Origin of the sequence: Vibrio hepatarius (assembly GCF_018860525.1) — a bacterium.
GTDB classification, from domain to species: Bacteria; Pseudomonadota; Gammaproteobacteria; order Enterobacterales; family Vibrionaceae; genus Vibrio; species Vibrio hepatarius_B.
Genome location: NZ_JAHKPM010000016.1, coordinates 1 through 16,687 on the forward strand (window position 1 = coordinate 1; position 16,687 = coordinate 16,687).

At 39.5% G+C, this 16,687-nt stretch carries 12 protein-coding genes and 1 pseudogene; 5 read left to right on the top strand and 8 right to left on the bottom strand.

Going from position 1 to position 16,687, the window contains the following annotated elements; translation table 11 throughout:
- Window positions 1-383: 383 nt before the first annotated feature.
- The 3 genes from KO511_RS04295 to KO511_RS04305 form a co-directional block, all read right to left on the bottom strand.
- Window positions 384-5,621 (bottom strand): M91 family zinc metallopeptidase, encoded by a 5,238-nt coding sequence (locus tag KO511_RS04295; RefSeq protein WP_215986238.1) that lies wholly within the window; start codon window positions 5,619-5,621, stop codon window positions 384-386.
- A gap of 660 nt (window positions 5,622-6,281) precedes the next feature.
- Window positions 6,282-6,827 (bottom strand): outer membrane beta-barrel protein, encoded by a 546-nt coding sequence (locus KO511_RS04300; protein ID WP_215986239.1) that lies wholly within the window; start codon window positions 6,825-6,827, stop codon window positions 6,282-6,284.
- A 97-nt stretch (window positions 6,828-6,924) separates the two neighbouring features.
- On the bottom strand, window positions 6,925-7,347 hold the full coding sequence (locus KO511_RS04305; RefSeq protein WP_215986240.1) for a PACE efflux transporter: 423 nt from the start codon (window positions 7,345-7,347) through the stop codon (window positions 6,925-6,927).
- Window positions 7,348-7,436: 89 nt separating this feature from the next.
- Between KO511_RS04305 and KO511_RS04310 the strand changes: the two genes are divergently transcribed.
- Together KO511_RS04310 and KO511_RS04315 are read left to right on the top strand one after the other, a co-directional pair.
- Entirely contained in the window at window positions 7,437-8,309 is an 873-nt protein-coding gene (locus tag KO511_RS04310) for a LysR family transcriptional regulator (RefSeq protein WP_215986241.1), read from the top strand.
- A gap of 21 nt (window positions 8,310-8,330) precedes the next feature.
- Entirely contained in the window at window positions 8,331-8,549 is a 219-nt protein-coding gene (locus KO511_RS04315) for a hypothetical protein (protein ID WP_215986242.1), read from the top strand.
- A gap of 45 nt (window positions 8,550-8,594) precedes the next feature.
- Here the strand turns inward: KO511_RS04315 and KO511_RS04320 are convergent, their stop codons facing one another.
- The 4 genes from KO511_RS04320 to KO511_RS04335 form a co-directional block, all read right to left on the bottom strand.
- Window positions 8,595-9,215 (bottom strand): peptide deformylase, encoded by a 621-nt coding sequence (locus KO511_RS04320; RefSeq protein WP_215986243.1) that lies wholly within the window; start codon window positions 9,213-9,215, stop codon window positions 8,595-8,597.
- Between the two features lie 305 nt (window positions 9,216-9,520).
- Window positions 9,521-9,736: a hypothetical protein gene (locus tag KO511_RS04325; RefSeq protein ID WP_215986244.1), complete on the bottom strand. Its 216-nt coding sequence runs from the start codon at window positions 9,734-9,736 to the stop codon at window positions 9,521-9,523.
- A 221-nt stretch (window positions 9,737-9,957) separates the two neighbouring features.
- Window positions 9,958-10,170: a transcription antiterminator/RNA stability regulator CspE gene (gene cspE / locus KO511_RS04330; RefSeq protein WP_215986245.1), complete on the bottom strand. Its 213-nt coding sequence runs from the start codon at window positions 10,168-10,170 to the stop codon at window positions 9,958-9,960.
- A gap of 312 nt (window positions 10,171-10,482) precedes the next feature.
- A complete protein-coding gene (locus tag KO511_RS04335) occupies window positions 10,483-10,785 on the bottom strand; it encodes a Fis family transcriptional regulator (RefSeq protein ID WP_215986246.1) in 303 nt (100 codons plus the stop codon).
- A gap of 346 nt (window positions 10,786-11,131) precedes the next feature.
- Here KO511_RS04335 and KO511_RS04340 point away from each other — a divergent pair, with 346 nt between their 5' ends.
- The 3 genes and pseudogenes from KO511_RS04340 to KO511_RS04350 all read left to right on the top strand — a co-directional run bounded on the left by KO511_RS04340 (window position 11,132) and on the right by KO511_RS04350 (window position 15,351).
- The gene (locus KO511_RS04340; protein ID WP_215986247.1) at window positions 11,132-13,174 is read left to right on the top strand and encodes a TonB-dependent receptor; all 2,043 of its coding nucleotides are present in this window, start codon (window positions 11,132-11,134) and stop codon (window positions 13,172-13,174) included.
- Window positions 13,175-13,196: 22 nt separating this feature from the next.
- Window positions 13,197-13,841: pseudogene (locus KO511_RS04345) on the top strand (PepSY-associated TM helix domain-containing protein); the annotation flags it as partial.
- Window positions 13,842-14,391: 550 nt separating this feature from the next.
- Entirely contained in the window at window positions 14,392-15,351 is a 960-nt protein-coding gene (locus tag KO511_RS04350) for a transposase (RefSeq protein ID WP_215986249.1), read from the top strand.
- A 355-nt stretch (window positions 15,352-15,706) separates the two neighbouring features.
- On the opposite strand, the gene KO511_RS04355 is transcribed toward KO511_RS04350, so the two are convergent.
- Window positions 15,707-16,135: a hypothetical protein gene (locus tag KO511_RS04355; RefSeq protein WP_215986250.1), complete on the bottom strand. Its 429-nt coding sequence runs from the start codon at window positions 16,133-16,135 to the stop codon at window positions 15,707-15,709.
- Window positions 16,136-16,687 lie beyond the last annotated feature (552 nt).

Genomic DNA, 16,687 nt, shown 5'->3' on the forward strand with positions numbered 1-16,687 from the left:
GTTTTCACTTTTAATAAATTATTTGTTTTATTATTTGATGTGAATTAAAATATGATGAGAGTCACAAAACAAAAACATGAATATAATATTCATTAATATTAATTGAGTTTGAGTGTGATTTTATAAGCAGAATGAATACAGACATAAGACATACCCAGTACTATTATTTTCATGAATTTGTCTTATGTCTTCTATTTAAGCCAAACTAAGCCGCCTCTTCTGCTTGAGCTTATTCATCAAACTCACTTTCTAAACTTACCTCTCTTGACCATTGTTGTTGTGGTTCACAAGTTTCCCCGAAATAAAAATGACTCCTTTAAACAAGGAGTCATTTTGTCGAGACAGTACAATCTCTTTTTTCAGTTCATATCAGAGATAAAGCCTTAGAATACCTCTAACTGCTTTTCTCTTTGGCCTGGATCTGGCCGAACATTTCTATGGCCCGCCATGACTCCAGAAACGATATGTCCTTTTAGGTTTTTGCCATCATGCCATTGAGCAGAAGCGATATAAGGCGCACTGATCGCCAATTGCTCAAGCCAAGAATTAGTACTTGTACTGAGTTTCGCTCCCGTAAACGTTGTGGTCAAAATCGCGCCTACAAAGGCATCAGTTAAATGCTTATCTCTCTCTGCTTCAGTATCCGCAATAGCGGCCTTTGCAATTGAAAATGGCGCTGTGAGTAATATTCTCGCCAACCATTTAATAGGAGGAATGGGAATAAACTCAGTGATTGGTAGCGCTAACATTGACACTACGCCACCGAAATAATTTAGCAATCTCATATCACGATTCTCAGCATTAGAGCTGGAAATATAGTCAAAATCGTCTTTTAGTCGACCGAATAGATCCTGACTATAACGACTAAATTCATCGTCTTGCAGCACCTCTATTTTTAAAGGAATCTGCTCATCTTCATTGAGGGCTTTTTCCTGAGTACGATAAGATGAGAAAGAGGTCAGCCACTTATAGAAGTCACTATTCTTATCATTGTATGCCCGATTAGCTGCATCCACGCTGGAGAATTTAAATTGTTTATCACTGAGCGGAGAGAAAAATGTTTTCGCTCCCCCAGAGTGATTCGCCACGTACGCACTTTGCGCATCTTCATAGTGGTCTGTCTCGTGAAGCATTGTCCCGCCAAAAGACCTTGTGCGGCCTGTTGGTATCGAAACGGTTGATACATCTGAAGTCGATACGCCGAGATCTTGGACTGTCTTATCAAAAGTATTCTTATAAAGATGATTCATTCCATCTTTTAATGACTCGTCTTTTGAAAGATCATTCAAATAAGCATCATACTCACTGGGTATATCACACGACGTCAGCTCATCGATAAAATTATTAAACTGTTCTTCTTGACTGACTCCGTCTATACCTATCTCCGGAACCTCTTCTTTCTCCTCATAGTAATAAGGGCCAAAGTAAAAGATGAGTCCATTGGTGTTATCTGCTGCATGTTTGCCTGGCTTGCCTAACATCACCTCACGCAGTGTATATTCCTTATCAACTATATTGTCATCCTGATTATTATCACCGTACGCGGTGTACTTAAACCGCACGGTAACTTTCGTATCTAAGTCAAATTTCTGGCCACTTTTTAAATGTTTCGCAGCAATCTCTTGTAACCTCTGTTCCATAAATCCGACAGGGCTTCTAAACTTCTCTCCGACTTCTGCGGCGCTCCTATGAGATTTAATCAAATTTTTTAATGCCGCTTCGACAGCTTCAATTTGCTCCAATGCCTCAGGGTCATTCTTAATATTATCTGGCCAAATTGCTTCTGCGCTATCATCCTTATTTGCCAAATATGTCAGAGTATTCATTGTTGTATATTGAACCGGAGTATTATCTTCCGATTTTGATTTAACGACGACATAGGTAGGCAAACGCCCTCCGGTTAATGCCTGAAAGCTCCGTTCAACATCCTGATAATGTGGTTCTTGCGCCTCTTTGTGGTTATTCGCCATAATCGCAAAATCTTGATTAAGCCTATTTAATAAGCTCTGATTAACATCGTCGGGCCATTCCACACTTTGGATGCGTGAAAAACCTTTATCGTCACCGTATTTTTGCTGAAGGTAATCAACAACCAATATGTTTTCATATTGGTTGTTACCCACTTTTATTCTTATTTCTGTATTAAGTAGCTGCTCCACATCATTGTCAGCATACTGGGTTCCTTTCCTTGCCGTATACAAGGTCAAAATAGTGTCCGTAACTTCCTCTCTTTGATCGATTGCATCAAACGATGAAATCATGTCATTGAGCACATCACGTTTAAACTCTAAATAGTTCCTTCTATCCTCGCTGAGATCTTCTGTCATTAACTGAGCATTAAACTGACCTACCTTTCTCATAAAGAAGGTTTTCTTTTCATCTGAAGAAGTTCTATCACTATAATAACGGCGGCTCATCCTTTCGATAAAAGCAGGGCCACGCTCAAACCTTGAGGCAGATTCTGATGGCCACTGAAGTTCAGGTGCAGAAACAAGTTGGACACTGTTAGGCCCTAATTGCCGAGCCCTAGCGTAACCGACTCTACCTTCACTACGATGACCATGTCGATCATCATCTCTAAGCACGGCAGTTTCACCGTTAAGGGCATAAAATTGTTTCCTATATCCATTTTCGGTCAGCTTAGATAAATTAGGCATTGTTGGTTTGCCGTTTGAAGCATCGTGGTCAAGTATATGCTTCACCTCATGAAATAGGGCTATCGATGGATCGCGTTCACGCCAAAGCTCAGTTCCAATATCATCCCTACTTTTTGCCGCCAGCGTATTCCAGGGATCAAAGTAAATGATTCGATTTTTAACATCCGTACTACTTGCATAGAAATCTTTCCCTCCCTCTTGGCGAAGAAAAGCTCTTTCTCCATCTGCATAACGAATAATAACGGGCTCTTGACTGTTTCTTAGTGCATTAAGCAATGTCCGCCCATCTTCGGTTTTAGATAAAGTAATCAGTGCTTCTCTCGTTTTGCCTTTAAAATCTTCATCACCTTGAATAGAGACATTCTGCGCAACAGAATCGACAAATTTCTCTTCATCAATATCATCAAACGGTATTTCTATAGACTCATCCACATGCGCATTGACGATTGCTTCCAATCCATCAGGCACTGTACTTCTTACAGCCTCTTCCACCGCCGATTCAATGATATTTTTCAGCTCAAGTTTTTTCCCTTCACCGGACCAATCCACCTGCGCGTTGTGCGCACGGCCAGCCATTGCCAACCCTCCTCCAATTGCAGACTGCGCGGTATTAGGTAGCGCTGTCATCACAAGCCTAAACGCAAGTTGCTGAATGTTTTTTGAAAGAATCTGTTGGACTGCTTTGTAGGGATAATCGTTATTTGGCATCAAACCTTTTTTCGCATTGTGTACTTTAAGCGCCGTCGTTATGCCTCCAAATAACACGATGGAAAGCGCTCGCACCAATTGTGATATACCCAAAGTTGCAACCGCAGCCTTGTCTTCTAATAATGCAATAGCGATTCCTCTAAGAGCTTTTCTCTGACCCCAATTAGATAGAAACTCCAAAAAGATCTTTTCCTGATGAGCACATTCTTCTGGGCTCATCGGCATAATAGTCCTACCATCTTCCGCCCTGAGGCACTCCTGCGCTACTCGGGTTGCGAACAAAATAAATTCAGGATCTGCGCCCGATTTTAGCCCATGAAATACCTTGTCGCCTTGCAACAGTTTTTGGACGTCATGCACATCAGGGGTTGTCATAGCCTTAATAGATTCTTTCGGCTTACCAAGCGACTTTGCTAGTCTTGTTGGATCATTCGCTTCCATCGCCCAGTCCTTAGCAATGCGTGAACGGGCTGAAAAAGGATCAATCGCTCTTCCTGTTTTCTCAGCAGCAGAAAAGCTGATATCTTCGACAACACTTTTTGCTTGAGAAACAGCGGCCTTAACCTTCACTTCTGCTAAGGAGATTGCCTTCATGTCCCCGTTTGTTGCCAATTTAGCCGCATCTCGCAAAAGAGCTGAACTTCGCCCCAATCCACTAACCATATTTGGGATAACTTTATGTTTGATGCTATCGACAATATCGTTAAAAGCCGCTTCCTCTTGCTTTGGAATAGAATCAGACCAGTTTGTACACATGCGCTCCATGCGAGCAATAAGTGCATCTTCACTTAATTCTACATCGGCTAAGTCTGCGGTTTTTTCAGCACCTTCAGTACGACTTGATAGCTCCGTACTGAGAAATAATCGCGTTTCTTGAGATCCTTCAAGTTCTGATTGAATAAAGTCCTCAATATTACTGGGATCGAGTGCCTTTAAATCCTCTTTTTTAGGTGACTCGGTGGGTAAATCATTCCCAGACAGGATCTTCTGTGCCTGCAAAATAGGAGATTTCTTTATGCTTTGAATGACAGACATTAAAGGGACACAGTCGTATTGAAACCGGAGCGCCTCTTGTTGTAAATCCCACAGAATACTTTGAGTAACCGATGCCGTATTAGGGTCATCGACTGAACGGTAAAGTTTGGCATCTTGAACGGATAGTTTATGCCCTAAGGACTGTATCCCCTTTAACACATTATCTACTTTAAACGGCACCTCTTTTACCGAAGAGCCCGATATCCACCCTTTTGCTACCTCTTTCAAATCCTTCGATGATGATACTCCGTACTCAGGAGTCTTTTGAGCTTGATCGCCCCACACATTAAGTTTCAGACCAGATGTTTTGAGCAGTTCATCCATTACCGCAAAGAAATCGGATGCCCTTTTATTCCCATTGCTATAGTCTTCCTTAAGCCCCTTACCTTTGATTCTGACACTGTGAACTTCTTTTCCTAATGTTTTACATGCATGTTTCTGCTCTTCGAACCAATTATGGAAGCGCTGCTTAGCTTCTCTATCCACTTTTTCACTTGTGTTCAGCTCTTTTTTTAGAGCATCGAGGCTCTTTTTAGAAAATGGGTGTTTTTCTTGATAAGCAGACATAAGCTGCTGTATAAGCTCGCTTTTACATTTATTCTGCTTGTCTTTAATGGCATCTGGTGTCATTTTTTTCAGTTGTGTCGATGCCTTAAGGGCCACCAGAACAGCAGCATCAATACGCCGAGTGAGCTGGATTTTTTTTGCCCTAACTTTATCAGAGCTTCGCTGTGCTCTATCCTCTTTTCCTATCAACTCACCCACATTATCGAGAGAGCTCAATCTCCATCTCTCATCTTTTGGCAAAATTTCTACAAGGGATCTTAAGTTCTCACGATTAATATCTATCTTTAGAAGATTGTGTCCGAGCAAAAGAAACTCTTTATCCAGTTCTGCTCTATTGGCCCAAGCGGTAAAAACGTCATGATTAATGCTGTCGTCTATGGGGAAGGTGTCTGCTATGTTATGTAAACCTAAATTTTTTATCTCAGGAGAGCTTGCTGCCATTATCATGCTCGCAAGCTCTTTGATCTGCCTTATGTCTTTTTCCCTGGGAATTTGTTTTGATGAAGCGCTATTATTTTCTTTGCTGGATAGTGATCTAACTGCTTTGACCCCTTGACCTCCATCTCTGTTAGTTAATCTAGGTGTATTACCAACCTCTGTCTCAGGTTTAGATGGAGTAGAAGGGGTTTTTATAACTGGTACTTGAGTTGGCATTGCTTGCATCCACGCGTTTAGAATTTTTCCATCACGTTGACAGTAAGTCTCGAAGCTTGGCGAAGTTGTGATATTTCCCTGCGCTCAAGCTTATCTAATCGCGAGTGGTTGAATTCATCGAACTTAACAGCACAAAACGCAATAGATAGACACTTTCTGTCCGGTGAGTTTCAAATAATATGACTATTGATAGAAAACACTTTTACAAAAAGCAGAGGCAATCTGAACTGACTATTTATGAGTTATTCTGGGCAGGTATAAAAAGAGATAAAACAGGTGAGTCATAAACACTGAAAGTTTGGTAACATTTTTTTCAACTTTATTTAACACTCTGAATGTTAATGATTAAAATTTTTACATTTTCGCCCTGAAATGATTCTCGACAGCGTCTGAGACGAAGCAGCTTGCAAACTTAGCTGTCGAGAAATGGAGGAAAGACTCAAATCAAAACTGAGCAGGGCACAAGCCGTTCAGTAAAGCAAAGTGCCACCTTTTTGATTTAGAATTGGTTAGTGAAGAAAGATATGACAGAAAGCAGAATAAATAAATTTAATATTAGAGATTGTAGTCCAACAGGTTTCAAATATTATCCTTTTAGTTATGGGGGATAAACCCTATCCAAAGAGAATGACACATCAAATGGTCGCAGCAATATAACCTTTAGAACTTAATATTAATTTCAGCAAATACAGCACCAGATTCAAAGTCATTCGCTAAAATAAACTTTCGGTATTCAACCCCCAACCCTAACGTGTTTAATATTACGACTTCAGTTCCAACACCATAGTATGGATGCAAGCCTGTATGTGTATCCGTTCTCTCTGATGCACTGCCAATCGGGGTGTAACTCTGTTTTACACTAGAATAATTTGCACCGCCAACCGCGTAAAAGTTAAGAAACGAAAGTGGTGAAATGTTAACTTTGAGACCAGTATAACCCGTTGAGTAATCTACTGCTTGTCGATTGCTAGCTAATAGAGCGGAGAACACAGTGTCTGTCATACCTTCAGCGGCAGCATAGCCGACCTCAACTGCGAAATTTCTATGAAATTGATATGCGTAATCTATTTTACCGACAAAACCAGAATCGCTCCAATTGTTAGGGCCACTAACATCAGCACCTCCTATGCCAATACCAATTTGGTGAGTTGCAGCATAAGAAGCTGAAGACCACATTATTGTTGATAATATAAGTATTTTTTTCATTTCTCTTACCTGTATTGTTGTTTGTCACTTGAAATAGAACTGGGTGATATATTGAGTTATCTGGCAATTTTCTTTTTGAAACCTATTTACTCGCTTTTTATTCGACCAATTTGCTCACTTTTCCAAACGGCTGAATTTTATCATACGCCCAGTTAAAACCGGTTGCATAAAATAAGAAGAAAATTAAGAAACCTGCTTCTATTGCTAAAGCTTGTAGCAAAGTGACTTTCAAAAACCATGCAATAACAGGAATAGATAAGAAGATTAATCCACCTTCAAATCCAAGTGTGTGGCCAATTCGCATGACTAAACTGCGTTTTTCTCGGTTTGAACCAAACCACTTATCAAAGTAGAAGTTATAAATATAATTCCATACGACAGTATAAAGAGTCAAACCAATACCAATGACAGCTAAATCACTTGAACCTTTGCCTGTAATCAAAGTAGCAGCAGGTATGATGATCACTAGTGCAACAATTTCAAATAGTACTGCGTGAAAAATACGTTCGTTACGAGTCATGATGTTTTGCCTAAATAGTTCTACTCATTGACTGATATTTTATCTACTATTTGGATATAAGAAAGTTAGAAACCATCGGTAAAAACGATATGTTTACTATTGAGCAACTGCAAGCGTTCGTTACGACATCAGAAGTAGGTTCCTTTTCCGCTGCTGCCAGAAAACTGGGGCGAGCCCAATCTGTTATCAGCCAGCACATAATGAATATGGAACTTGATTATGGCGTCGATCTTTTTGATCGGACTGGTCGCTACCCGATATTAACGGACAAAGGTCATGAGTTAATACCATACGCACTGGCCACATTAAGCCAGCTTGATCGGCTAAATAATAAGGCATCTCAACTTTTTTCTGCGCCTGCCACTAAGCTAGTGCTCGCGGTAGATGAAGGGATCCCATTAACCCGCTTACCAAACGCATTAAAGAACTTAGAGCAAAAGTTTCCAAGTATTCAGATGGAATGTTTAACAGCATCAAGTCCAGACATTATTGAACTCATCCAATCAGAACGGGCCACAACAGGTATTATTATGAGCGATCTGCAAATGCCCAACAATATCGATATATCTAATTTAGGGCATATTGGGTTCGACGTATTTGTCTCCTCAGAACATCCTTTAGCGAAGAAAACTATTCGAAACATTGACGAACTCAAGCAGCATCGACAATTGACTATTCGCTCAAGGAATGAGGATGTTAGTAGTCTTAACCAAGCCTTTAGCCCAGATATCTGGTACGCTGACAATTACTATATGCTACTAGAACTAGCGAACAAGGGATTTGGCTGGTGTTTTCTTCCTGAGCATTTGGTGTTTTATGCGCCGAATACTTTAGTAAAACTCGGGGAGAAATTTACAAAACTGGCATGGCAAGTCAACATTGATCTGGTACAACATCAGAAATGGCACTCCGACCCGCTACACCAACAAGCAAGGATAGAGTTTCAAACCTTATTCGAGTAGTTATCAAGATTTGAAACAACAATGGATTCAGTTTACTACTCTGGTAACGATCACTACCAAGCAAAACACGGTAATAATCACAAGATTGATATTGAGCTGCTGTCATACGAAGGGGATCCGCGAGGTGAAATAGACAAATGGCATCTTCAAAAATTAGCCAGAACTGCCGTACCCTACTTTCCCATAATCATTCTTTTTGCTAGCAAGGGAGCCAATCGCTCCCTTTTATGTTTGACCTAAATTGCTACTAGCCCAAATTGCCCAGCAAACCAAAATGCTTACCCATTAATCTTGGGGTTTATCCAAGCTATCGGTTAGGTCTTTAATCGTGGATAAATCCCCTTTGTTCTCGAGCTTATCAATATACAATATGCCGCTCAAGTGATCGGTTTCATGCTGCAATATTTGAGCTTTATAACCATCAACGATATCTTCTTGCCACTGGCCGTTTATATTTTGATAACGGAAGTTGATCTCTTTATATCTCGGTACCGCTTTGCTGTAAAAATGTGGAACAGAAAAGCACCCTTCTGCCATGGGTGTGGTTTCTTTACTTATTGGGGTATAACTTGGGTTTAAAGCCACTTCCCAAGTCTCTGGGAATTGCGGTTTACCATCAACAATCTCAGGCACACGGTAAACAAAAGCGGATTTATTGATCCCCAGCTGAGGTGCAGCTAATCCAACCGCGTTTGTTCCTGTACTCGCTTTACTCATCAAGAGGTTAACGAGTTCTTGAGCATCCTTGTCTTTAGGAGAAACAGGGGTAGCTTGTTTTCTCAGTACTTCTCCCGCATACACATTATCATCAATCGATGTATCTTCATCTTGAGTAAAAGTATGGGTGGAACATCCGTTAACTAATAATATTGACAAGGTCGTAAGCGTCGCTCTAAGCATCAGCATTGATTCTTTTTAGTCGAAAGTCAAAATCCTAACTGTCAATTAACTCTAAGGCAATGATTTTTCTTCTATTACAACCAGATCGGTCAACTATTACCTCTAATTAAAAAGTATCTTAGATACTTTAAGCTTTCGCTAACCTCGAACGTTGAACCCATTTACTTATCAAAGATCTAAAAGGACACATTTTTATACTGATGAGCTGGTGTATATCTCCAGTATTTTATGGCAGAGTAATAAGTTAAAACCTTAGCGTTGAACAGGCATGAGAAAGAATAGAATCACTACAGCCTGTTAAGCTATCTTTTCTAATGATGAAAAGGATTTATACTGTTGACCCAATGATTGTTTTCTTTATAGGCTAACAGGCGACCTACAATATCTCTTAGCTCAATTCTATGAGTATATGATGGTGCACATGAAGAAGATGATATTTTAGCACCTCTTAATCCATTCATAAAAACAGTTTCTGATTTTATCGTTTTATTTGATTCATTTATATATTTTATATTAAATACTGACATAATTATTTCTTTTTATTATGTTATTTTTATACCTAAAAAGTAGGCTAATTATTTAAAATATAAAATAAGAATTAATTTATAAAATTAAGAAATAAGAAACGTAGCGATCAATACACGAGTATGGATTGGTTGTTAGATATTTTTAGGGGATATAAATTTGTAAGCCAACATTAGGAGGGTAGTGACGCAAATAGTACTTCTACTTGCGTCAACTATAAAAATTAGATTACTGAAACATTTGCAGCTTGAAGGCCTTTTTGACCTTGCTCTACATCGAAAGACACTTTTTGTCCTTCAACAAGTGTTTTGAAGCCTTCAGATGCAATAGCGTTAAAATGTACGAATACATCATTGCCACCATTGTCTTGAGTTAGAAAACCAAAACCTTTAGTTTCGTTAAACCATTTTACAGTACCAGTTGTTTTATTAGACATAATTTGTCCCTTATATAAAGTCATAGAAATGCGAAAGACGCAGTGCACTAGATGTTTGAATTACTGAATGTTACGAGTAAGAGATAAAGGGAAAAACTTAGGATACAACAGTTACGATGAGATTCTGAGATTTAACAATTTCTTTTTTCTTGTTTCATTTAATAACTCTGACCAACAGAGCAACGCTAATATATGTGAGTCTGGCAGATTAATCAATCTATTTATGAAAAAATATAAATAATCGTCGAAGGACATTCAAAAACAGAAGCTTTATCTAACTAAAAACTCAATTCACTTCCTTTAATGACCATACTAACGATTTTTCTGTATATCGTAACGAATTTGCTTACTTACGTTCTTTAGTTGCACCCCTACCTTATTAAACACCTTTTGGATAGTTGTTGAGACATGCTGGGGACCTTCACCCACTAAAAAGTTTGCTCTATCTTGATTCGTTTCAAATACGCAGACGATTTCTAAGCTTTGTGGAAAAGAAGAGAATTTGACCGTATGAGTCACCCAAAGAAAACCATCGTAGCCTTTTAACGTATCTTCACAAACTTCGGTCAACACGTCTCTAATTTGATTCTCAATCTTCTTATCTGATTTGCGCATGAAGCAAACTTCCTATTTAACACCTTTAAAAAGGGTTCAGTCTAGATTGTCTTAAACGATATTAGGCACTGTGGCTATTTAAAATGCAAAGTATTTATAGTAACACTTGAAAATCTCACAGAATGGGACCTTTAGTAGCGGAGTAAATATGGCCACATGGTGAGAGTTATAAACATTAGGAAAAGAGCCGGAAAAGTAAGCCAAACAGCAGGGTTTGAGATAGCGATAAGCATACACTGGATGGCTTATCGTAACATTTATTGACAATTTTGTATTTAAGTTGCAATTCATAAATGATAACGTGAATGATTCTCAATTGTATTCATGATTATTATATATACACTTTATGAAAAATAACCTTAAATTAAACTTAATATCCCTGGCTATGATTGCCGCCACTACCCCAGCTATAGCCGAAGAAGAGGAAACCATCACAGTTTTTGGTGAAAAAACTCAGCACTCTCAAGTGACAACGGCTACTAAAATTTCAACACCGACAAAATTAGTTCCTCAGACAATTGAAAGTCTGCCTGTCGAAGAAATAACAGCCTTTGGTAATAGCACTCTAAGTGAAGCCTTAGTTGGTATTCCTGGTATCAATGCTAGTGGCGATACTCGATTTGATGGCGTAAAAATTCGCGGCTTCAAAGCGTCTAATGATTTCTATTTAGACGGGTTCAGAGATGACATGCAGTACACAAGAGATCTGGGAAACATTGAAACAGTCGAGATTCTTAAGGGCCCAGCTGCTGTCTTATATGGCAGAGGTAGCTCTGGCGGTATTATTAACCGAGTGACCAAAAAACCAGAAGCGGGTTTAGGGTCTAAATTGACGACAAGAATCGGTAGCAATGATTTCTATCGCGTCGATGCAGACCTTAATGGTGAAGTGAATGAAGACGTTCAGGTACGCCTAAACATAGCTTATGAAGACGCCGGCAGTTTCCGCAAAGGTGTGGATAGCAAGCGTAATATGCTTGCTCCGTCTATTAGTTGGAATATCAATGATGACGTAACCTGGCTTGTTCAGTACGAACGCCATGAATCAGAACGTGTTCCAGATAGAGGCATTCCAAGTGTCAATGGTTCTCCCGCTGATGTTCCTATTGATACTGTTTATAGCAATACAGATCGTGATTACATAAACGATATTGCCCAATCAGCGCGTTCAAGACTGACATGGAATATTAACTCTGCATTACAACTGCGCCATCTTTTTAGTTATACCAACCTTAATAGCGAATTTGATAACACTTATGTATCCCGTGCAGACGAAAACGGTGATTTAACTCGCTCTCGCTGGCAACAAGATTTAAAAGCAAATAACTTCTCAAACAATTTTGAATTAGAAAACCAATTTAATACTGGCTTTGCCGAGCACAATTTACTCATTGGTTGGGAACAGTCATGGCAGGAACGTATTCCAAAACTATATCGAAACTCTGGCGCTATTCCATCTGGTAATGCCTACCAGCCTAATACTCTTCCTAGTTATAATGGTCCAATGAAGCTTCAGTTTGATTCTGAGCATAAAGTAGAAAGCTACGGTTTGTATCTGCAAGATCAAGTGACAATTGGAAATTGGATTGGCCTAGCTGGTATTAGATATGACGATTTTGAAATTAAAACGCATAAGAATACTGATAACTCGGAAGAAACGGTATCCAATGGAAGTTGGAGCCCTCGCCTTGGGTTAGTTTGGAATCCTGTTAACGAACACGCTGCTTATCTTTCGTATAGCAAAACCTTCTTACCTGTAGGTGGCGGTCTTATCGGTATTAGCCCAGGTAAAGAAAGCAATCAGTTAGATCCGGAGCATACTCGCTTGTATGAAACAGGCATTAAGAGTGATTGGTTTGATGGATCTCTTGCAACTACCTTGTCAGTATACCGTTTAGAGATGTACAACCGTAGAACAAGAGACCCTCTAGATCCAAGCAAAATTATTCTTACTGGTCTTCAAAGAACTGATGGTATCGAACTTTCATTTAATGGGTTCATCACAGAAGAAATCACGGTTAGAGGCGGTATCGCATACCAAGATGCTGAATTGGTGAAAGCTGAAGATAATATCCAAGGTAATCGTCCAACCAATACCTCTAGCTTAAATGGCCAATTCTTTGTTGGATACAAAGAAGAATCTGGTTTGTTTGGTGAAACAGGATTTATTGCCGTCGGTGATAGATTTGCAGACAGCAAGAACACAGTCTCATTACCAGGTTATGCGCGCTTCGATGCTCGTGTTGGTTATGAATGGAATAACTGGATTGCTCAGCTAAGTGTTGAAAATTTATTGGATAAAGAGTACTACGTGAGCGCAACAGGTGCAGGCCAGATAATGCCAGGCTCTCCAAGAGAGTTTAACCTAACCACTAGCTACAAATTTTAATTAAACGGTATGGCCAGCACATGCTGGCCAATTTTTTATGAGAAAACGCAGATTCCCCTTACGTAACAACAAATGGTTACGTCGAATACATGCATGGACTGGAATAGTACTTATTCCTCTCATGCTTCTTTATGGTGTTACCGGCTTATGGCTTCAGCATCGGTCTACACTCAAAATACCTGGCCCTAAAACGGAGATGATTGACGAAACTATTAACCTCGATCATCCGTTTAACAATACCGATGACTTTAAGTCTTTCTCTAGCTATCAATATCTAGGCTGGTTTGATGACACGGAAGTTATGGTCAAAGAGTCTATATCTTTACCAACAAAGAGTGGTTATATTGTTATTCCTGAGATATGGAGTTTAAGAAATGTAGGTCTTAAAGGTAGTCTTCGTCTTTCTTACGTTCCTGAAACACTGGTGGTAAGAGTTAAGATACAAGATCCAAACTTTGGTGCTTTCATGAATAGACTTCACAGAGGAATGGGCACAGGGCTAAGCTGGCAGTTCTTTGGGGATTTAGCCGCTATATCCCTCATTCTGTTCTCGTTAACAGGTTTATTCATGTGGACAAAGTTACATGGAACATCGAGAGCGGGGTTTGCTTTGTTTATCTCTGGAATCGGAGCAATGACTGCCATCGTGCTGATTAACGTATTGTAGCGAACAACTAAAAAGATCACCTGAGAAGGTGGTCTCTTCGGTGTCTCGTCCAAAAAAGTGTTAGCCGTTTTACACTAAGCCACTCGGCATCGATATTCTGTTATAGTTTTCTTTTTAAAAGTGCTTGTATCAATAAACACTAACCTTGTCTGTAATTTCATAATCAATACATTAAATACTTTTGGGGCAGATATTGTGCGGGAAAATAAATTCAGAAAATAAATTCAGGACACACACCAAAAGGACTATAAGTCATAAATTCGGGACACACACCAAAAGAACTATCTCGCCGCCCAAATAAATTCAGGACACACACCAAGCATAAATTCGGGACACACACCAAAAGAACTATCTCGCCGCCCATATCTTGATAGTTGTTGGTGACGACTTGTTTATCATCTCTCCAACCCGCTAAATATGGGTAAAATAAATTCGGGACACACACCAAAAGGACTAAATAAGTATGATTTACTCCTTTTCGAGGGACTGATGGCAACCACTTGTTTGAATGATTGCTAACTTCTTATTATTCCAATAAGGAGACATATTCATGACGACTGCACGCAAGCAACTTATCTCGATTGAAGCGACACCTTATTACCACTGCGTTTCTCGCTGTGTTAGGCGCAGTTTTTTGTGTGGTGAAGACACCCAAAACCAAGTGAGTTATGAGCATCGCAGGGAATGGATCGTCAATAAAATTCACTCGCTTTCTGAACTCTACTGTATTGATATTTGTGCTTACGCCATCATGAGTAATCACTACCACTTAGTCGTCAATATCAATCGAGAGAAAGCTTTAGCCTTATCACATCATCAGATAGTTGAGCGCTGGGGAATGGCTCATAAGTTACCACTTATTATTCAACGCTGGCTTCATGATCAACTCACTCACCCAATTGAATACGCAAAATGTATGGAGATCATTGAGCTTTGGCGGGAACGTTTGTGGGATTTGAGTTGGTATATGAAAGAGCTTAACTACGATATTGCTTGTAGAGCTAACAAAGAAGACAACTGCACTGGCCACTTTTGGGAAAGCAGATTTAAAAGCCAAGCCCTGCTTGATGAAAAAGCCCTCGCCGCTGCAATGGCGTACGTAGACCTAAATCCTATTCGCGCAGGCATTGCTACTAAGCCAGAAGACTCAGAATTCACCTCAATCAAAGCTCGAATCGACGCTTTAGATAAACAGTTGGCTACAGCCCCTTGCCTTCATCCTTTTACCGGTAATGAGAGCAACTCAAGCCGAGATGGTATTCCTTTTCGATTGATGGATTATATTGAATTAGTCGACTGGACAGCCCGCCAAATTCGGCCGAATAAGGCATTTATTAATTCGAACCTGCCCCCCATACTAGACAGGCTCGGAGGGAACATAAATAACTGGCTAAAGGTTTGTACACAATTGGAGAAATTCCACGTCACTGCGGTAGGCAGTCAAGCACAGGCGATGATTGCAAAAACTGCTCTTAATAAGAAAAAGCTTCATTTATTCGCATTTGAATAGCAGTCACTCAAAGACTTTCCAGAAATGGATACCCACAGCTTGATGGCTGAAACGGCGTTTGAATAAACTCACCGATATTCAACCAGAAATACCTTCCTTTAATATAAATCGACGACAATATTCCTCAAAATCGGCAGTACATCAAAACAAACCTCAAAGTGACGTGGATAATTTATTTTTCTCTTTATTGGTGTGTGTCCGATATTATTCATATTATTTCGCGAGTTACTATCCAAAGAGCACTCTGCCTTTTCAGATTACTTTTGGTATAGCACCCATTTGACCAGCCTAAATGGGTCTGATCAAACTATCTTATCCGCTACACAGATACTACATCGCAACAACTTGATAAATGTTACCACTCACCAATTTTTTCAATAGACAGCACGTATTTTGAACTATTAGGTGTCACGTATAAGCGATTAGAAAACTGGATCAGAATTTTATCGCAATATATACCCATTGACCCTTCGACTTTTTCACATACATTGACCTTAAATATATTGCCATTTAGTTCTTCAGCTATTTGATACTCAACTTTCGTTTCATCGCCTCCAGGGAAAGGTATATTGGAAGTCGTGCAACCTCTATATGAATTGCGATTTACATAAATTGATGCTACTGAATTATCACCATTCAATTCAGTCTTAAGCTGAGCCAAACATCCAGCTGGAATCTGTCCTTCAGAAGTCTGAAACTGACCATTTTTTATTTCATAATCTAAATCATTTGCCAAGCTTGACATGGAAACTATTGATATCATTATTGGTAATAGTTTTTTCATTCTTGTTCATCTCGATTTATGTTCTGTTTAATTCAACATATCTTACTGTTAAGTTCCAAACATACCAGACGTCGTACCCATTAGGAATAGTAACACTTATCCGTAAAGTATTACGGATAAGTGTGCTAGCTTGATCCTGTCAGAACTAGTCACATCTAGGTTACGAAACTGACAGATTCCCTTGGTAATCACACTAATTCAAATTATCGCTTTACAGCCTTTGATTCTGCTAGCTCGTTACGTTTTAGCTGGCTTTGATAGAAGCTAGCATAAGAGGACGAGTGACATATTGGCCATCACCTGGCGCTACTTTAGGTGTGTGTCCTCGCTGGAACTTCATTTGAATAAACTCACCGATATTCAACCAGAAATACCTTCCTTTAATATAAATCGACGACAATATTCCTCAAAATCGGCAGTGCATCAAAACAAACCTCAAAGTGACGTGGATAATTTATTTTTCTCTTTATTGGTGTGTGTCCGATATCGATAAACACGTTTAAACGGTGAAAGCTGGGCTCAAGATGCGCTCGACATGATGTACATGGAAGA